Below are 16398 nucleotides of genomic sequence, written 5' to 3'. Positions count from 1 at the left end.
CATGGTCTCGTCGACGACCGCGAGGCGGTCGAACTTCGGAGATCCGCCATGCCGAGCCTGACCATCGCCTATTCGACGCCGCTCGCCTCCGACCCGACCCGCAAGGGCGAGGTGGCGCGCCTCCTCACCGGCCTCACCGAGCGCCATCTCGGCAAGCAGGGGCCGCTCACCGCCGTCACGGTGACGGAGGTTCCTCCCGAAGACTGGTTCGTCGGCGGCCGGTCGCTCGCCGATCTCGGCCAGGCGAGCCATCACGTCGTGGTGCGGGTGACCGAGGGCACCAACACCAAGGCGGAGAAGGCGGCTTTCCTCGCCGCCGTCCACGCCGATCTCGGTCGTATCCTCGGGCCGTCGCGGCCGGAGAGCTATGTGATCGTCGAGGAGGTGCGCGCCGATGCCTGGGGCTACGGCGGCGAGACGCAGGAGTATCGGGCGATCGCCGGCAAGCTCGCCAGCGAGGCCGAGACGGCGCTGGTCTTCGACACCTACCGCCGGTTCGGAGTGCGTTGAGCGTCGCCGGGGTGATGGGCGCGGAGACGGGTGGCTCCGAAATTTTCGCGATGTGAGATCGCAGGCCGCGGTGGAAACACTTCGTTTACCGCACGCTGTCATGGTTTCGGCCGCGGGGATCGAAAGTTCAGCGTGGCCCCGCCTCCCTCCCTCCTCCCACGTTCCCGGGAGACGAAGAGGATGCCCATGGATCCGACCTCGATCGCCACCTCCCTGGTGATGAACGGCGCTGCGGCGCAGGCGGATCTCGTCGCCATCAAGCTCATGCGCAAGAACGCCGAAGCGGCGGCGAGCGTCGTCGATCTGATCGATTCGGCGAACCAGAACATGGCGCGCATCCAGGCCTCGCTCGGCCCCGGCATGGGCGGCAATCTCGACATCACCGTCTGAAACGTCCGGCCTGTTCGGATCGTCCCGGCAGGCGTCGCCCATCGTCGCGAACCCCCGGCGCCGATTTCGCTCCTCGCTTCGAGCGGCGCGACGTCTTCGCGGGCTCGCATGTATTCGAGTTACATCGCGACGTGATCGAGAGTCGTCCTCGGGTCATTTTCTCGGCAACGTCATATGCGGTCGAGTCGCATGTCGATGCGGCCCGAATCTTCGTCGACGCGACGACACGGGTCCGTCCGTGTGTATCCGAGTCACATGTGACGGCTGGAATCCGCGAGATCTCAGCGAGACTTCAGCGCGCCGTCGATCAGGGCTTCGGCATCGGCGCGATCCCATTCGGCCGGGCCGGCGAGAACGCCGAGCTCGCAGCCTTGCCGGTCGACGAGGATGGTGGTGGGCAGGCCGGTGACGAGGCCGAGCTTCTGCAACGCCTTCATCGAGGCGAGCGAGGGGTCGGCGTACCAGGAGAGATTCTTCACGCCGATGTCGGCGAGGAACTTCTTCGCCCGATCCGGTTCGCGGGTGTCGAGGTTGATCGCCACCACCTCGAAATCGGGCGAGCCGAGTTTGCCCTGGAGGCGGTCGAGCGCCGGCATCTCCTTGCGGCAGGGCACGCACCAGGTGGCCCAGAGATTGAGGAGGACGACGCGACCTTTCCAGGCGGCGAGGGTGGTCGGCTCGGGGCCGCCGGCGCCGAAGGCGAGGGCGGAGAGGTCGCGGCGGGTGTCGGCGGGGGTGAAGGCGGCGACGTCGCCTTTGGAGAAAGGCTTCAGGCGGGCGGCGTCGGCGAGGGTGGCGGCGCATTTTCCCGCGTCGGCCGCGTTGCGCCCGAGCCCTCCGATCCCGTATACCGCGGCGAGACCGAGGAGGCCGGCGAGGAGCGCGAGGCCGCCGAGTTTCACCGCGCTCGAGGATTTCGGGGTGGTGACTGCGGGGTTCGCTTCGGACTGCGGCTCGCTCAAGGGGTCGTCTCTCCGTTCGGTCGGGTGAATGTCGTCGAGGAACGTCGTCATGTCCAATCGCATGTGGGGTGGCCGCTTCGCCACCGGCCCGGCCGCCATCATGGAGGAGATCAACGCCTCCATCGGCTTCGATCAGAAGCTCTGGCGCCAGGACATCGCCGGTTCCAAGGCCCATTCGGCGATGCTGGCGCAGCAGGGGATCATCTCGGCCGAGGATCTCTCCAGGATCCACGCCGGTCTCGACGAGATCGCCGGCGAAATCGAGGCGGGCACGTTCACGTTCTCGCGAAGCCTCGAAGACATCCACATGAACATCGAGGCGCGGCTCGCCGAGAAGATCGGCCCGGCGGCGGGACGCCTGCACACCGCGCGGTCGCGCAACGATCAGGTGGCGCTCGACGTCAAGCTGTGGGTGCGCGACACGCTCGATCATCTCGACGGCCAGTTCGTCGAGCTGATGGCGATCACCGCCGAGAAGGCGCTCGCCCATGCGGCCGTGGTGATGCCGGGCTTCACCCATCTGCAGTCGGCGCAGCCGGTGACCTTCGGCCACCACCTCCTCGCCTATGTCGAGATGTGGGCGCGCGACCGCGCCCGCTTCCGCGACGCCCGGGCTCGGCTCAACGAGTGCCCGCTCGGTGCGGCGGCGCTCGCCGGCACGTCGTTCCCGATCGATCGGGTGGCGACGGCAGCGGCGCTCGGCTTCGATCGGCCGACGGCCAATTCGATGGATTCGGTCGCCGATCGCGACTACGCGCTGGAGGCCCTGTCGGCCGCCTCGATCGCGGCGGTGCATCTGTCGCGGCTCGCCGAAGAGATCGTCATCTGGACCTCGGCGCAGTTCCGCTTCGTCGAGCTCTCGGACGCCTTCACCACCGGCTCGTCGATCATGCCGCAGAAGCGCAACCCGGACGCGGCCGAGCTGGTGCGGGCCAAGACCGGCCGCATCATGGGGTCGCTCAACGCGTTGACCATGGTGATGAAGGGCCTGCCGCTGACCTATCAGAAGGACATGCAGGAAGACAAAGAGCAGATCTTCGACGGGCTGGAGAGCCTGTCACTGGCGCTCGCGGCGACCACCGGCATGATGCGCGACCTCGAACCGGCGGTCGGAAATCTGCGCCGCGCCGCCGGGTCGGGCTTCTCGACCGCCACCGATCTCGCCGATTGGCTGGTGCGCCGTCTCGGCATCCCGTTCCGCGAAGCCCATCACGTCACCGGACGGATCGTCGGGCTGGCGGCGGAGAAGAACACGACGCTCGACAAGCTGTCGCTCGCCGAGATGCAGGGCGTTCACGCCGGCATCACCGACGAGGTCTTCTCGGTGCTTTCGGTCGCCAAGTCGGTGGCGAGCCGCGTCTCCTACGGCGGCACCGCGCCGAAGAACGTGCGCGGACAGGCCAAGCGCTGGATCGCCCGGCTCGCCAAGGAGACGCGGGCGGACTGACGGGCGGGTTTTCCGCCGGTGTCGCCGGGGCGCATCTGCCGCGGACCACGAATCCGGCTATGATCACGATGTCGGACGCGAAGACGTCGGACGAGATCCAGGGGTGTACGCGTGACCTCGACCTTCCCTCTCCTCCTCCGCCTCGCGGTGATCGGCCTCGCCGGTCTCGGCGCGTCGTCGCTCGCCGCCTGTGGCCGCAAGGGCGATCCGGAAGTGCCGACGGTCACGCAGCCCGGCACCGATCGGCCGGTCGGCATCCCGGTCGGGCCGACCTCTTCGGCGCCAAAGGCGAAGAAGGAGAACAAGCCCTTCTTCCTCGATCCGCTGCTCTGAACCGGACTTCGTACGAGGGGCTTCGTCGCGGCTTCGTGTGCGGCGCGACGGTTGCCGACCACCGGGCCGCATGGGACACTCGTCGTCCCTGGGGGGCGAGAAGCCGGCGACCGATCGCCGGCGGATGGAGCAACCGTCGCCGATGAATGTCGCGGGTCAGCCGTCGCCCGGTGGTTCGGGAGGCCTCGATCGCCGCATCGCGCGGGCGGTGCGGCGGGCGCGGCTCGCGGCGGCATGGGAGGTGGTCTGGCGCCGCCTCGTGCCGATCGCCTGGGTCGCCGGGCTCCACGTGGCTCTCGCTTGGCTCGGCGTCTACGCGGCGCTGCCGCCGATCGCCCGTTGGGGGCTTCTGGCGGGTGTCGCCGGTCTCCTCGTCTTCGCCGTCGTCGCCGCGTTCCGGAACCTCGACGAGTTCGCCGCGGTGTCGGGCGAAGGGCGGGCCGTCCGTCGTGTCGAGGCGGAGTCGGGGCTCGCCGGCCACGAACTCGACGGTCTGACCGATCGCCTCGCGGGGTCCGGGGATGCGGCGACCGAGCGGTTGTGGGCGGTGCATCGCGCGCGGCTGGCGGCGCGGGTCGGGAGGCTCGCGAGCGGCTGGCCGCACCCCGATCTCGGGCGGCGGGACGTCTGGGCGGCGCGGCCGATCCTCGCTCTCCTGTTGTTCATCGGCTGGTCCTCCGCCTCGGGCGAACACCTGATGCGGCTCGTCTCGCCCTTCACCAGCGATGCGCCGGCGGCGGTCGACGATCGGCTCGACGCCTGGATCGATCCTCCCGCCTACACCGGCCGTGCGCCGCTGGTGCTGATCGCCGAAGGTCGGTCTCTCGTCGGGTCGAACGGGCCGGATGCCGTGCCGGCGGTGCCACAGGGCAGCCGGTTGGTGGTGCGGGCGGCGAGCGGGCGGGCGGACCGGCCACCGCAACCGCTCACCCTGACCGTAGCACCGGTCGGTGGGGAGGCGACGGAGGTGGCGGCGACGCCGACCCCGGCAGCGCCGGGCCCGACGGCCCAGAGCTCGGCGCCGGTGACTTCGACCGAGCGGATGGCGGTGCTTTCCGACGACGCCGAGGTGCGGCTGGCGCGTGACGGGCGGCCCGTCGCGGGATGGAAGATCACGGTGGTGCCGGATCGGCCGCCGACGATCGCTCTGATCGGTCGGCCGGAGGTCCAGGCGAGCGGGGCGATGAAGCTCACCCACGAGACCGGCGACGACTGGGGTGTCGTCGCGGCGGAAGCCCGGTTCGCGGCGGCCGACGTGCCGAAGGGACGGGCGCTCTACGAGCCGCCGTCCTTCCCGCTCGCGCTACCGCTCGGACGGGCGCACACGGGAATCGCGCGGACCATCCGCGACGTCACCGCACATCCCTTCGCCGGAGCGACGATGCGGATGACGCTGGTCGCCCGCGACGAAGCCGGCCAGGAGGGCGCGAGCCCGCCGATCGAGGTGACGCTGCCGCAGCGCCCGTTCCGCAAGCCGCTCGCCCGGGCGCTCACCGAACTGCGGCGGCGGCTGGCGCTCGACGTCGGCGAGGCGGCGACGGTGGTCACCGCGCTCGAGGCCCTGACCATGGCGCCGGACCGTTTCGAGGAGAAGCCGGGGACGCATCTCGGCTTGCGCTTCCTGCGCCACAAGGCGGCGGCGGCGCGCGACGACGAGGCGTTGCGCGAGGTGGTCGAACTGCTGTGGGCGGCGGCGACCACCATCGAGGACGGCGACCTCGCCGATCACGAGAGGGCGCTGCGCGATGCGCAGGAGGCGTTGCGCCGGGCGCTCGAAGAGGGCGCCTCGCCGGAGGAGATCGCCCGTCTCACCCGCGAGCTGCGGCAGGCGATGGACAAGTTTCTCGCCGCCAAGGCGGAGCAGAGCCGGCGGCAGACGCGTGGGCCGACGCCGCCGGGGCCGCGGCGGACGATCACCGAACGCGACATCCGGCGCATGCTCGACCGGATCGAGGATCTGGCGCGCACCGGCTCGCGCGAAGCGGCGGAGAAGCTGCTCGAGGAGCTGCGCGAGTTGACCGAGAACCTGCAGTCCGGAGCGCCGGCCGAGGGCGAGGACGGGCAGGCCGGAAACGAAGCGCTGGAGAAGCTCGGCGAGATGATCCATCGCCAGCAGCAACTGATGGAGGAGACCCATCGCTCGCGTCGTGACGGTCGCGAGGCCGAGAGCAACGAGGAGATGGGGCGGATCGGTCGCGGCCAGAAGGACCTCGCCGAAGCGCTCGGGAAGTTCGCCGAGGAGATGGGTGGCGGCGAGGCCGGCCGGCGCGACGAGTTCGGACGGAAGCGTGGGCCGGGAGACGGGTCGCAGGACCTCGGTGAGGCGGCCGACGCCATGGGCGAGGCGGCCGACGCGCTGGAGCGCGGCGAGGGCGAAGCGGCGCTCGATTCCCAGGCGCAGGCGCTCGACAAGCTCAGGCGCGGGGCGCGGGCGCTCGCCGATCGGATGGCGCGGCGCGGCGAGGGCGGTCGCGACGGAGACGAGGACCCGCTGGGACGGCCGCGGCGCCAGCAGGGCTCGAGCGACGGCGACAAGGTGCGGGTGCCGGACGAGATCGACGTCGAGCGGGCGCGCCGCGTCCTCGACGAGATCCGCAAGCGGCTCGGAGAACCCGTTCGGCCGAAGTTCGAGAGGGACTACCTCGATCGCCTGCTGAAACTCGATCCGGGGGATCGCTGATACCGAGCGCCGACGTCTCGATCCGATCGGACCTTGGTGCGTGACGACGAGCTCGGTGCGTGTCGGTCGGGCCGCAGGCGAGTCGGACACACCGAATTTCACGGGCCCGGTGCGAGGCGGCGGCCCGTCAGCCGGCGAGACGGGTGGGTTCGGGATCGCCGGCGAGGGTGGAGGCGACGACGCGGCGGATATCGGCCAGCGTGAAGGGCTTCAGCACCACGTCGCGGACGATCTGATCGAGGCCGTGGGCGCGTTCGCGCTGATCGGCGTAGCCGGTCATCAAGAGGATCGGCAGATCCGGTTTGTCGCGGGCGACGTTGAGGGCGAGGGCGATGCCGTCCATGACCGGCATCTTGATGTCGGAGACCAGCAGATCGAAGCCGCCTTCGTCGGAGCCGACGACCTCGAGTGCGGTCGCACCGTCTTCGACCGCGACGACCGCGTTGCCGTCGAGCTCGAGGGCGCGCTTGACGAAGGCGCGAACCGAGTCGTCGTCCTCGGCGAGAAGAATACGAGCCATTCCACCCTCCTCCCGATCGATCCGAATGCTGTCCGGATCGCTCCTGTCGCGGCGAATCACCTTCGCCTGTCGTTTCAGTCGGCACCGACCACGTGGCCGATGTATGGCAACTCACGGAAGGCATGGCCCATGTCCATGCCGTAACCGACCACGAAGAGGTCGGGACAGGTGAAGCCGACGAAGTCGCCTTCGATGTCGGCCGCCCGGTGTCCCGGCTTGTCGAGGAGGACCGCGACCCCGACGCGAGCGGCGCCGCGCTCGGCGAGCAGGCGCTTGGCGTAGGCGAGGGTGCGGCCGGATTCGAGGATGTCGTCGACGATGAGAACGTTGCGGCCGGTGACGTCGGTCTCGAGATCGCGCAGCACCGTGACCTTGCCGGTGGAGGTGGTGCCCTCGCGGTAGCTCGACAGCGACATGAAGTCGACCTCCGGCGAAACGCCGGCGTGATGCAGGGCGCGGATCAGGTCGGCGGCGAAGACGAAGCCGCCCTTGAGGATCGCCACCACCAGGAGACGCTCGGAAAAGCCGGCGTCGCGGATCGCCTCGGCGAGCGCGCGGTTGCGCCCCGCGATGGTCTCGGCGGTGTAGAGAACGTCGATGCGATGCTGCGTCATGGTAATCCCGCGTGCTGGCTGCGCCGTTCGACGAAGCGGACCTGGACTTCGGTCGCCAGATCCGGTGGTGCGGCGAGGCGAGTGCGGAAACGGATGGTATCGCCGGAATCGATCGTGGTCGACTTGGGATCGATCGACCAGGCATAGATCTCCTGGGTGTCGGGGCCGCGCAGGGCGAAGCGGAGGGCGGGGAGCTCGCGCATCTGCGGAGAGACGTTGGAGACCGAGCCTTCGACCACCAGCACCGGCTGACCGTTGTCGATCTCGCGCAGCGTCTCGATGCGGCCGAAGATCAGGCCGCGCAGGTTCACGGGGGCGCCGAGGGCGGAGTAGAGGCCGGCGAGATCGGGCGCGGTGGCGACGATCTTCTGGCGGAAGACGTAGACCCCGGTCAGAACGAGACAGGCGGCGAGGAACACCGCCGGCCCGACGAGGGGTGTGACGTGGACGGCGGCCTTGGCCACCATCTCCTTGCCGACGGCGGGAAAGCGCCGCTTGGTGCGGATGCGGATCCGCGGCCGGGGCAGGACGGGCGTCGCTGCGGCGACGGCGGGGCCGGTCGTCTCGTCGGCGGCGGTCGGCGATCCCGTGTCGGTGCCCGCGTCCGCGTCGGATGCGCCGTCGAAGGTGCCGCGGTCGGGCGTGTCGAAGGCGTCGCCGCCGGCGGTGTCGAAAGCGACGTCGGCGGCGGCATCGGCGCCGAAGGAGGAGACATCGTCGTCGGAGATCGCGTCGAAGGGGTCGACGGCGGCCGTCGGTTCGGCTTTCGGCGGCGGTGCGGCGCGCGGGGCCGCCGGCTCCTCGGCCGCGGCGAAGACGCGCCATTCCTCGCCGCACTTGGTGCAACGGACCTTGCGCCCCTTGGCGCCGATGCGCTCGTCGGGGATCGAATATCCGGTTTCGCAGGTCGGACAGGTGGTGCGCATGGCCTCGAGATCGCCGTTCTCCCCGACAGAATCGCCGAACGATCTGAACGGCGCGTAAATCACGGTGCGGCGAACGGCGTCGCGACTTCCCACGGAGGCGCGACATGGTTAACGAAATCTCAACGGCCCGAATGCGAGCATGGCCGGCGAAGCGGCGTCTCTCGAGTTCGCCGTGGCGCGGGGAAGCGGAAGGCGACCGGGCGAGAATGACCGACGGTGGCGGTCGAGGACGCGGAACGATTTGATCAGGTTCGAGAACGTCGGCCTCAGATACGGCATGGGACAGGAGGTGCTGCGCGATGTCAGCCTGGAGATCGCGCCGCGCTCGTTCCAGTTCCTGACCGGCCCGTCGGGGGCCGGCAAGACGACGCTCATGCGGCTGTTGTTCATGTCGCTGAAGCCGACGCGCGGTCTGATCTCGGTGTTCGGTGCCGACACGGCGCGGGTGACGCGCGCCGAACTGCCGGCGCTCCGGCGGCGCATCGGGGTGGTCTTCCAGGATTTCCGCCTGCTCGATCACCTGACCACCTACGAGAACGTGGCGCTGCCGCTACGCGTCTCGGGCAAATCGGAGAGCGACTATCGCGCCGACGTCGTCGATCTGCTCGAATGGGTCGGGCTCGGCGAGCGGATGCACGTTCTGCCGCCGGTGCTGTCGGGCGGCGAGAAGCAGCGCGCGGCGATCGCCCGGGCGCTGATCACCAAGCCGGAGATCCTGCTCGCCGACGAACCGACGGGCAACGTCGATCCGCCGCTCGCCCGCCGCCTGCTGCGCCTGTTCGTCGAACTCAATCGCCTGGGCACCTCGGTGCTGATCGCCACCCACGACCTCGCCCTGATGGAGCAGTTCGATGCCCGCCGCATCGTCCTGGCCGAGGGGCGGGTCCGGATCTACGAGTGAGGCGATGGCGCGCGACGAGCGACCCGATCCGAACCGTCCGGCGCCGCCCAGCCCGCGCGAGGTGCGGGCTTCGCTGTCGTCGTCGATCGGTCTGGGGCGCGGCCGCGGCGGCCGCGGCGGGCGCTCGATCGAACCGGACTTCGATCTCCCGCCGCCGCATCTCGACGACCCCGGCGCGGCGGTGCCCGTCGGGCCCGCCGCGGATTTCGATCCGGTCGCCTCGGCGCGATCGGCGGAGCCCGAAGTGTCGCCGGACGGCGCGCGCAGGGGGAGACCGCGGCGGTCGGCCGCGCCGCGGCGCAAGTCGGCGAAGCGTCGGCAGGAGAAGCGGTCGGCGGCGACCGAAACCAACGGCGGACGAGACATCGTACCGCCGCAGGCGATCGCCGGGCGGGCGTTGGTGCTGGTCGTCGCCATCATGGGATTTCTCGCCTGCCTCGCCGTCGGCGGGCTGTCGCTGGTCGCGGAAGCCGCGCGCGACTGGCAGCTCGACGTCTCGCGCGAAGTGACGATCCAGGTGAAGCCGATCGACGGCGTGGCGATCGAGCCGCGGTTGAAGAAGGCGACGGAGATCGCCGAGGCGACGCGGGGGGTGAGATCCGTCCGCCTGATCGGCGAGCGGGAGAGCGAGGCGTTGCTCCAGCCCTGGCTCGGCAGCGGGCTCGATCTGACGGCTCTGCCGATCCCGCGTCTGGTGGTGCTCGTTCTTTCCGATCCGGCGGCGGCGGACCTCGCCGGGCTCGAGGCGCGGATCGGCGCCGAGGTGCGTGGCGCCACGGTCGACGACCATGCGGTGTGGGCGGCGCGACTGCGGACCATGGCCGGAACCATGGTGGTGGGCGGTTTCGGTGTCGTCGTGCTGATGTTGGTCGCCATGGTGCTGTCGGTGGTCTTCGCCACGCGGGCGGCGATGGCGGGCAACCGCGACGTCATCGAGGTGCTGCATTTCGTCGGTGCCGAGGACCGCTTCATCGCCGCCGAGTTCCAGCGCCACTTCCTGAAGCTCGGCCTCGTCGGCGGGGCGGTCGGCGGAGCGGCGGCGATCGCCGCCTTCCTCGTCGTCGACGCGGCGACACGGGTGCGCGGCGATGCGCTCGCCGATCAGGCGCACGCGCTGTTCGGCGGCTTCTCGGTCGGGTGGAGCGGCCATCTCGGCGCGGTGGCGGTGGTGGCGCTGGTGGCGGTGCTGACGGCGGTGACGTCGCGCTTCACCGTGCTCGGCCATCTCGGTCGGCTCGAGTGAGGGGGAAAGACATGGTCATCCCCGCAGAGCCGGCATCTGGTAATTCGGATCTCATGAGGATTCGCACCGAGGAAGCGATCGCGGGCGATCGCGTCGCGAGCATCGCCGAAACGAGCCGCCGTGGGACGCGCGCGGTGCGCGGGTCGCTCGGCGCGATCGCGGTGCGCACGGCCCTGGCGGTGGCGCTCGTCGGCGCGGCGCTTCTCGGCAGCTTCGGCCTCGGCTTCGTCTGGTTCGCGACGCGGGTGGCGCTCTCCGATGCGCCGACCGATCCGCGCGCCGACGCCATCGTCGTCTTGACCGGCGGTCGCGACCGGGTGCAGGGCGGCGTCGAACTGCTGGAGGAGGGGCGCGGGCGGCGGCTGCTCATCTCCGGCGTCCATCCCTCGACACGGGCCGAGGACATCCAGCGGGCGACGGTCGGCGATCGGACGCTGTTCGCCTGCTGCGTCGATCTCGGTCACCGGGCGGAGACGACCGTCGGCAACGCCCTCGAAGTGGCGGAGTGGACCCGCGCCAACGGATTCTCCAGCCTGATCGTGGTGACCAGCGCCTATCACATGCCGCGATCGATGGTCGAACTCGACAAGGCGCTCCCCGGTCTCACCAAGATCGCCTGGCCGGTGAAGCGGCCGGATCTGGCGATCGACACCTGGTTTCTGCATCCGACGACGGCGAAGCTTCTCTTGCACGAATACGTGAAGTATATCGTGACCCGGTTCGGCCCCACGGCGAGCTTGTACCGATCCTCGGAGATCGCCACGACGGCGAGCATCCGCTGAGGTCGGCGCCGGAGCCGCAGACGCCTCACTCGACGGGTTCCCGCGATGGTCTTCCTGCGTTCGCTCGCCTTCAACGTCTTCTTCTACGTCCACACGATCTTCTGGCTGTTCGCGCTGCTGCCGACGGAGATCCTGCCGAAGGCGATCTTCTGGAAGGGGGTCGAGACCTGGGCGCGGATCAATCGTTGGGCGATCACCGCCATCGCCGGGGTGAAGGTCGAGATCCGCGGCCTCGAAAACCTGCCGAAGGGTGGGGCGCTGATCGCCGCCAAGCACCACTCGACCTTCGAGACGGTGTCGCTGATCGACTTCTTCGACCGGCCGAGCTTCGTGATGAAGAAGGAGCTGCGCAAGATCCCGCTCTTCGGCTGGTACACGATCAAGGGCGAGCAGATTTCGGTCGATCGCAGCGCCGGCCGCACGGCGCTCGCCGACATGACCGAGCGGGCCCGCCGAGAGGCGGCGCGCGGCCGGCAGATCCTGATCTTCCCGGAAGGCACCCGCCGGCCGGCCGGCGCCGAACCGCACTACAAGCACGGCATCGCTCATCTCTACGAGAAGCTCGGCGTGCCGATGGTGCCGGTGGCGTTGAACTCCGGCCTGTTCTGGGGGCGGCACGATTTCTTGCGCCATCCCGGCACACTGGTCGTCGAATTCCTGCCCGCCATCCCGCCCGGCCGCGACCCGGAAGAGGTCTTCGCCGAGCTGCAGGTGGTGATCGAGACCGCCACGGACCGGCTGATCGCCGAGGCCCTCGCGGCCTCCGATCCGCCGCCGCTGCCGGCCGCGGGGAAGGCCTATCTGGCCCGGGCCGCAGCGAAATCAAGTTCCTGATCCGTTCGAGTCGACTTGCGCTATCGCAATATGTGTTCTATCTTTGTTCTGGTCAAGAGCAAGGCGGAACGAGGTGCGAGCATGAGCGGGTGCGACATCCGAGCGGGCGGTGAGTCGGTCGCGGCACCGGCCGTGAGTCTGGTGGCGGGCGGTGAGCGGTTCGAGATCCGCACCGGGGAATCGGGACGGCGCTACGTGTTCTCGCGTCTCGACCATCCGATCGAAAGCGGGGACCTCGACGGGGCGGTGGTGGCGATCATTTCCCGCGGCTCGGCGCGCCGGCGGCGGCTCCTGTGGATCGGCGCCGCGGACCGGCTACCCCCCGGCATCGCGATCGCGGGACGGGAGGTCCACGCCCATTGGCTCGCCGAGACGCCGGCGGCCCGGGCCCGGGTGGTCGCCGACCTCGTCGCCGCCGAGGGCTCGGGATCGGGGCGTTCGCGGGCCGGCATTTCCCGGGTGGGCGACGAGAGCGGCCCCGTCGTCCTCGCCGCCTGACGAGATGGCGACGGGTGCGTTTCGTTCGGACGTCGCGTCGCGGCGGTCGGATCGAGGGGGGAGGCTCGCGATGAGATCGGCCGCGGCGGCGCGGTCAACCGGCGCGGAGGCGGGCGGCGATGCGTTCGAGCGCCGCGTCGTGCATGCCGAGGGTCGCGAGATGGTCCGCGGTGGAGACGACGTAGTCGGGATTGGCGCCGGAGACGCCGCGCCCCTGGCGGACGAGCGCGAGGAGGTCGGTCTCGTCCATGTTGCCGGTGTATTGCGGATGGGTCCGGTCGACGACATAGGTGAGAGCCGCCGGGCCGGGGGTCTCGACGCTGCGGCCCTGGCCATCCTCGAAACGGACGGGTCGGAAGATCTCGCGATAGATCGGGCTCGGCAGGTGTTCGAGCGGGCTGATCTGTTCGCGCTCGCGCAGATAGGCGAGAGTTTCGGCGCGGCGACGCGCGGCGACGCGATAGACGACGCCACGGCACGAGCCGCCGCGATCGAGGCCGAGGACGACGCCGGGGGTCTCGACGGTGCCGCGATGGTGCCAGGAATAGACGCAGAGCCGGCGATGCCAGCCCCACAGCCGCGCCGGGCGCCTCTCTTCGTGCTCGAAGCCCGGTCGCCAGATCAGCGAGCCGTAGGCGAAGACCCAGAGATCACCTTCCTCCACCGTCATCGTCACGCCCTGTCCCGCACCCGTGTTTCGTCGCCCGCCGTTGGTCGCAGCCGGTCCGCCGCGGCGGGTCGACCGCCGGCGGCGAAGTCGATTCGACATGCCTGTACGCGGCTGAACCCCGCGAACGTGCGCCGATCCGCTCTAGCCGGATCGCGCCGAGAAAGCGAGAGGCGGACGCCTCACCGTCGGCCTCGATCGCAACGCGTTCTTCGCGCAGATTGGCGGTCCGACGATTCGTCGGTGACCGGGAGGTCCGGTCGAGGAGACGATGAATGAGCCGAGACGCCGAGACCACCGCTCCGTCGCGCCGCATGCGCCTGCCCCTGGTGATCGGCCTCGGCGTGGCGATCGCCGCAGCGGGCTGGACCGCGGTGTGGGCGACGGCGCGCGGACGCATCCTCGCCGAGATCGACGGGCGTCTGGCCACACTGTCGACACGGGGCGTCGTCGTCGCTTGCGCCGATCGCGAGATCGGAGGCTATCCGTTCCGTATGGAGCTCACCTGCCGTTCGCCGGGGGTGGAGATCCGCGATCGCGGCTTCACCGCGTCGGCGCAGGCGCTCCGAGTGGTGGCGCAGGTCTGGGATCCGCGGCTGGTGCTGGTCGAGGTCGACGGGCCGGGGATCGCGGTGACCGGCGGCGACGCGACCTCCGCCAAGTGGCGGCTCCTGCGCAGCTCGTTGCGGTGGGCCGGCGACGGGGTGCAGCGGGTGTCACTGTCGGTCGACGGGCTCGATCTGACCGCCGCGCCGGCGGGGCCGCCCCCGGTCCATCTCGTGGCGGAACATGTCGAAGCCCATGGCCGCCCACACGGCGAGGGTGGCCGGAACCTGGATCTCGCCACCGCCTTCGCCGGCGCATCGCTGACGGTCGCCGACAAGCGCATCGGGCCGCCGCGCGCCGATCTCTCGGTCTCGGCGACGCTGGTCGATTTCCTGCCGCCGGGACCCGGGGCGCCGTTGCCGGCATTCGCGGCGCGCGGCGGGCGGATCGAGCCGACGAAACTGTCGTTCGCGGTCGGCGGCATCGTGGTCGAGGGTGACGGCGCCCTGGTGCTCGACCGTGAGGGAGTTCTCGACGGCATGATCACGTTGGTGGCGCGCGGTCTCGAGACGCTCACGAACGGCGGCGCCAAAGGGCTCGGTCCGGAACTGACGACGGTGCTCTCCGGTTTCGTGTTGCTCGGCAAGGCTGCGAAGGATCCCGACCGACCGGGCCGCCGGCTGGAGATGATCGTCGATCACGGGCTGGTTCGCATCGGTCGGGTGACTCTGGGTCGGCTGGCGCCGCTCTTCGCCGTCGGCAGCTGACCGGCTTCGGCATCGTTCGCCTCGATCGGACGGTGCGTTCACGCGATCCGGCCTGGACGACGGATCGCGCGTCGCCATCTGTCACGGGAACGTGCCCACAGCCCCGAGGAGGAAGATCGATGAGTTCCAAGACCGTCGCAACCGTCGTCGATGCGCAGCATCCCCATTGGGTGGGTGACGGCTTCCTGGTTCGACCGCTGTTCGGGCCGGCCGCCTTCACGCCGGCGGTGAGCCCGTTCCTGATGTTCGACTGGGCGGCGCCGACCGCCTTCCCGCCGCGTGAGGAACCGCACGGGGTCGGACCTCATCCCCATCGCGGCTTCGAGACGGTGACCATCGTCTACGCCGGTGCGGTCGACCATCGCGATTCGGCTGGTCACGTCGATTCGATCGGCGTCGGCGACGTGCAGTGGATGACCGCCGGCTCCGGTATCGTCCACGAGGAGTTCCACGGGCGGGCGGTCTCCGAACACGGCGGGACCGTGTCGATGGCCCAGCTGTGGGTCAATCTGCCGGCGGCCCACAAGATGACGCCGCCGCGCTACCAGCCGATCCTCGCCGGCGACATCCCGGTGGTGCGGTTCGACGGCGGCCGGGTGCGGGTGATCGCCGGGTCGTGGCCGGGCCGCGGCGATTCGGTGGTTCGCGGTCCGGCCGAGACCTTCACGCCCCTGGCGGTGTGGGACGTCGACCTCGACGCCGGCGCCGCTTTCGATGCGACGGTGCCGGAAGGGTGGACCACCCTGGTGAGCGTGCTCGAGGGCGACGCGGTCGTCGGTGGGCGCCGGATCGCGGCGCCGTGCGTCGCCGTGCTGTCGCGCGCGGGGGGCGATTTCGCCGTCACGGCCGGTGGTGAGGGCACGAAGCTCCTCGTCCTCGCGGGAGCGCCGATCGACGAACCGATCGCCGCTCACGGGCCCTTCGTGATGAACACGCGAGACGAGATTCGCACGGCGATCGCCGACTATTCCGCCGGCCGGATGGGTATGCTGACGCCGCGCTGACTGCCGATCTGGCGCAGAAGGCGGCAATGGAGGCCGAAACTACGACTTTCGACGGAGGATCGACGCCGAATTCCCCCAAATTTGACCGTGGGTCACCCATTGCCTCCAAAACGTTTTGAGGCAAAATACCATCACGCTGGGCACGATCGGTTGCCGTCGCAGAAAGCGCCGCGAGGCGTGAACGGTGGTGGCCGACGGGCTTCGACGAACCGCCCGGGGGAGCGAACGAGGCGCCGATGGCCAGATCGAGCAAGCTCATCGCGGAACTGGTCGTACGACTGCGATCCGTCATGGATTTCGAACCGATCGAGGCGGCTGAAACCTATACGATCGGACAGCTGTCGACCCATCTGCGCGTGTCGCTGCGAACTTTGCGCTTCTACGAGCAGTCGGGGCTACTGGCGCCGAGCCGGGAGGGGCTGCGCCGGCTCTATTCGAACGACGATCTCGAGCGCCTCGAGGTGATGGTGACGCTGCGCGAACTCGAGGTGTCGCTGACGGCGATCAAGTCGCTGATGGCGATTGTCGACGGCGACGCACGCGCCGGCGAGCGCGAGGTGATGGATCGCCTGGAAGGCATTCTCGCCGACCTCGCCGAGGACAACCGGGTGCGGATCGGTGAACTCGAGCGCATCAACGCGCGAATCACCGAGGCTCGCAACAGCCTCTCGGATGCCTGACACGGGTTTCGGCGGATCGCGACGCTATGCCGGACCCGATCGGCCGAACCGGTCGTCGTCCGGACGGAGAACGCTTCGCCCGAACCGTTCGATG

18 protein-coding genes are annotated in these 16398 nt (G+C 70.0%); 13 read left to right on the top strand and 5 right to left on the bottom strand.

Annotation, left to right across the window (positions count from 1 at the left end):
• Positions 1 to 48 precede the first annotated feature (48 nt).
• Positions 49 to 510, top strand: a complete 462-nt coding sequence (locus tag V7Q42_RS09120; protein WP_333823691.1) for a tautomerase family protein — start codon at positions 49 to 51, stop codon at positions 508 to 510.
• Between the two features lie 186 nt (positions 511 to 696).
• Positions 697 to 900, top strand: coding sequence for a hypothetical protein (locus tag V7Q42_RS09115; RefSeq protein WP_333823690.1), 204 nt, complete (start codon positions 697 to 699; stop codon positions 898 to 900).
• 281 nt (positions 901 to 1181) lie between these two features.
• Here the strand turns inward: V7Q42_RS09115 and tlpA are convergent, their stop codons facing one another.
• Complete coding sequence (gene tlpA, locus V7Q42_RS09110) at positions 1182 to 1862, bottom strand: thiol:disulfide interchange protein TlpA (RefSeq protein WP_333823689.1); 681 nt, start codon at positions 1860 to 1862, stop codon at positions 1182 to 1184.
• Positions 1863 to 1911: 49 nt separating this feature from the next.
• Here tlpA and argH point away from each other — a divergent pair, with 49 nt between their 5' ends.
• The 3 genes from argH (at position 1912) to V7Q42_RS09095 (ending at position 6322) form a co-directional block, all read left to right on the top strand.
• Entirely contained in the window at positions 1912 to 3309 is a 1398-nt protein-coding gene (gene argH, locus V7Q42_RS09105) for an argininosuccinate lyase (RefSeq protein ID WP_333823688.1), read from the top strand.
• A 111-nt stretch (positions 3310 to 3420) separates the two neighbouring features.
• Positions 3421 to 3642 (top strand): lipoprotein, encoded by a 222-nt coding sequence (locus tag V7Q42_RS09100; protein ID WP_333823687.1) that lies wholly within the window; start codon positions 3421 to 3423, stop codon positions 3640 to 3642.
• Between the two features lie 142 nt (positions 3643 to 3784).
• Complete coding sequence (locus tag V7Q42_RS09095; RefSeq protein ID WP_333823686.1) at positions 3785 to 6322, top strand: TIGR02302 family protein; 2538 nt, start codon at positions 3785 to 3787, stop codon at positions 6320 to 6322.
• 127 nt (positions 6323 to 6449) lie between these two features.
• On the opposite strand, the gene V7Q42_RS09090 is transcribed toward V7Q42_RS09095, so the two are convergent.
• The 3 genes from V7Q42_RS09090 to V7Q42_RS09080 form a co-directional block, all read right to left on the bottom strand.
• The gene (locus V7Q42_RS09090; protein WP_333823685.1) at positions 6450 to 6842 is read right to left on the bottom strand and encodes a response regulator; all 393 of its coding nucleotides are present in this window, start codon (positions 6840 to 6842) and stop codon (positions 6450 to 6452) included.
• A gap of 74 nt (positions 6843 to 6916) precedes the next feature.
• Entirely contained in the window at positions 6917 to 7456 is a 540-nt protein-coding gene (hpt, locus tag V7Q42_RS09085) for a hypoxanthine phosphoribosyltransferase (RefSeq protein ID WP_333823684.1), read from the bottom strand.
• Positions 7453 to 8382: a zinc-ribbon domain-containing protein gene (locus V7Q42_RS09080; protein ID WP_333823683.1), complete on the bottom strand. Its 930-nt coding sequence runs from the start codon at positions 8380 to 8382 to the stop codon at positions 7453 to 7455. Before V7Q42_RS09080 ends, hpt begins: the two co-directional genes overlap by 4 nt.
• A 241-nt stretch (positions 8383 to 8623) precedes the next feature.
• On the opposite strand from V7Q42_RS09080, the gene ftsE reads away from it, so the two are divergent.
• The 5 genes from ftsE to V7Q42_RS09055 all read left to right on the top strand — a co-directional run bounded on the left by ftsE (position 8624) and on the right by V7Q42_RS09055 (position 12640).
• Positions 8624 to 9283 (top strand): cell division ATP-binding protein FtsE, encoded by a 660-nt coding sequence (ftsE, locus tag V7Q42_RS09075; RefSeq protein WP_333823682.1) that lies wholly within the window; start codon positions 8624 to 8626, stop codon positions 9281 to 9283.
• Between the two features lie 4 nt (positions 9284 to 9287).
• Entirely contained in the window at positions 9288 to 10526 is a 1239-nt protein-coding gene (locus tag V7Q42_RS09070) for a cell division protein FtsX (RefSeq protein WP_333823681.1), read from the top strand.
• Positions 10527 to 10660: 134 nt separating this feature from the next.
• The gene (locus V7Q42_RS09065) at positions 10661 to 11308 is read left to right on the top strand and encodes a YdcF family protein (RefSeq protein WP_333823680.1); all 648 of its coding nucleotides are present in this window, start codon (positions 10661 to 10663) and stop codon (positions 11306 to 11308) included.
• Between the two features lie 45 nt (positions 11309 to 11353).
• Entirely contained in the window at positions 11354 to 12142 is a 789-nt protein-coding gene (locus V7Q42_RS09060; RefSeq protein WP_333823679.1) for a lysophospholipid acyltransferase family protein, read from the top strand.
• A gap of 81 nt (positions 12143 to 12223) precedes the next feature.
• Entirely contained in the window at positions 12224 to 12640 is a 417-nt protein-coding gene (locus V7Q42_RS09055) for a hypothetical protein (RefSeq protein ID WP_333823677.1), read from the top strand.
• Positions 12641 to 12734: 94 nt separating this feature from the next.
• Here V7Q42_RS09055 and V7Q42_RS09050 read toward each other — a convergent pair whose 3' ends face one another.
• Positions 12735 to 13310 (bottom strand): gamma-glutamylcyclotransferase, encoded by a 576-nt coding sequence (locus V7Q42_RS09050; RefSeq protein WP_333823675.1) that lies wholly within the window; start codon positions 13308 to 13310, stop codon positions 12735 to 12737.
• A gap of 272 nt (positions 13311 to 13582) precedes the next feature.
• Here V7Q42_RS09050 and V7Q42_RS09045 point away from each other — a divergent pair, with 272 nt between their 5' ends.
• The 3 genes from V7Q42_RS09045 (at position 13583) to V7Q42_RS09035 (ending at position 16304) form a co-directional block, all read left to right on the top strand.
• Complete coding sequence (locus tag V7Q42_RS09045) at positions 13583 to 14620, top strand: DUF2125 domain-containing protein (RefSeq protein WP_333823674.1); 1038 nt, start codon at positions 13583 to 13585, stop codon at positions 14618 to 14620.
• 119 nt (positions 14621 to 14739) lie between these two features.
• Positions 14740 to 15624: a pirin family protein gene (locus V7Q42_RS09040; RefSeq protein WP_333823673.1), complete on the top strand. Its 885-nt coding sequence runs from the start codon at positions 14740 to 14742 to the stop codon at positions 15622 to 15624.
• Between the two features lie 236 nt (positions 15625 to 15860).
• Positions 15861 to 16304, top strand: a complete 444-nt coding sequence (locus tag V7Q42_RS09035; RefSeq protein ID WP_333823672.1) for a MerR family transcriptional regulator — start codon at positions 15861 to 15863, stop codon at positions 16302 to 16304.
• Positions 16305 to 16398 lie beyond the last annotated feature (94 nt).

The organism is Pinisolibacter sp. (genome assembly GCF_036782435.1).
Taxonomy (GTDB): domain Bacteria; phylum Pseudomonadota; class Alphaproteobacteria; order Rhizobiales; family Ancalomicrobiaceae; genus CALBKH01.
Note: the sequence above shows the minus strand (reverse complement) of the source record. Positions and strands in the feature narration are given on the sequence as shown.

Coding starts and splice junctions, on each gene's coding strand:
- V7Q42_RS09115 (WP_333823690.1), top strand. CDS start 697: ATGGATCCGACCTCGATCGCCACCTCCCTGGTGATGAACGGCGCTGCG.
- V7Q42_RS09120 (WP_333823691.1), top strand. CDS start 49: ATGCCGAGCCTGACCATCGCCTATTCGACGCCGCTCGCCTCCGACCCG.
- V7Q42_RS09045 (WP_333823674.1), top strand. CDS start 13,583: ATGAGCCGAGACGCCGAGACCACCGCTCCGTCGCGCCGCATGCGCCTG.
- V7Q42_RS09055 (WP_333823677.1), top strand. CDS start 12,224: ATGAGCGGGTGCGACATCCGAGCGGGCGGTGAGTCGGTCGCGGCACCG.
- V7Q42_RS09090 (WP_333823685.1), bottom strand. CDS start 6,842: ATGGCTCGTATTCTTCTCGCCGAGGACGACGACTCGGTTCGCGCCTTC.
- V7Q42_RS09050 (WP_333823675.1), bottom strand. CDS start 13,310: ATGACGGTGGAGGAAGGTGATCTCTGGGTCTTCGCCTACGGCTCGCTG.
- V7Q42_RS09035 (WP_333823672.1), top strand. CDS start 15,861: ATGGCCAGATCGAGCAAGCTCATCGCGGAACTGGTCGTACGACTGCGA.
- V7Q42_RS09095 (WP_333823686.1), top strand. CDS start 3,785: ATGAATGTCGCGGGTCAGCCGTCGCCCGGTGGTTCGGGAGGCCTCGAT.
- argH (WP_333823688.1), top strand. CDS start 1,912: ATGTCCAATCGCATGTGGGGTGGCCGCTTCGCCACCGGCCCGGCCGCC.
- V7Q42_RS09040 (WP_333823673.1), top strand. CDS start 14,740: ATGAGTTCCAAGACCGTCGCAACCGTCGTCGATGCGCAGCATCCCCAT.
- V7Q42_RS09060 (WP_333823679.1), top strand. CDS start 11,354: ATGGTCTTCCTGCGTTCGCTCGCCTTCAACGTCTTCTTCTACGTCCAC.
- V7Q42_RS09080 (WP_333823683.1), bottom strand. CDS start 8,382: ATGCGCACCACCTGTCCGACCTGCGAAACCGGATATTCGATCCCCGAC.
- hpt (WP_333823684.1), bottom strand. CDS start 7,456: ATGACGCAGCATCGCATCGACGTTCTCTACACCGCCGAGACCATCGCG.
- V7Q42_RS09070 (WP_333823681.1), top strand. CDS start 9,288: ATGGCGCGCGACGAGCGACCCGATCCGAACCGTCCGGCGCCGCCCAGC.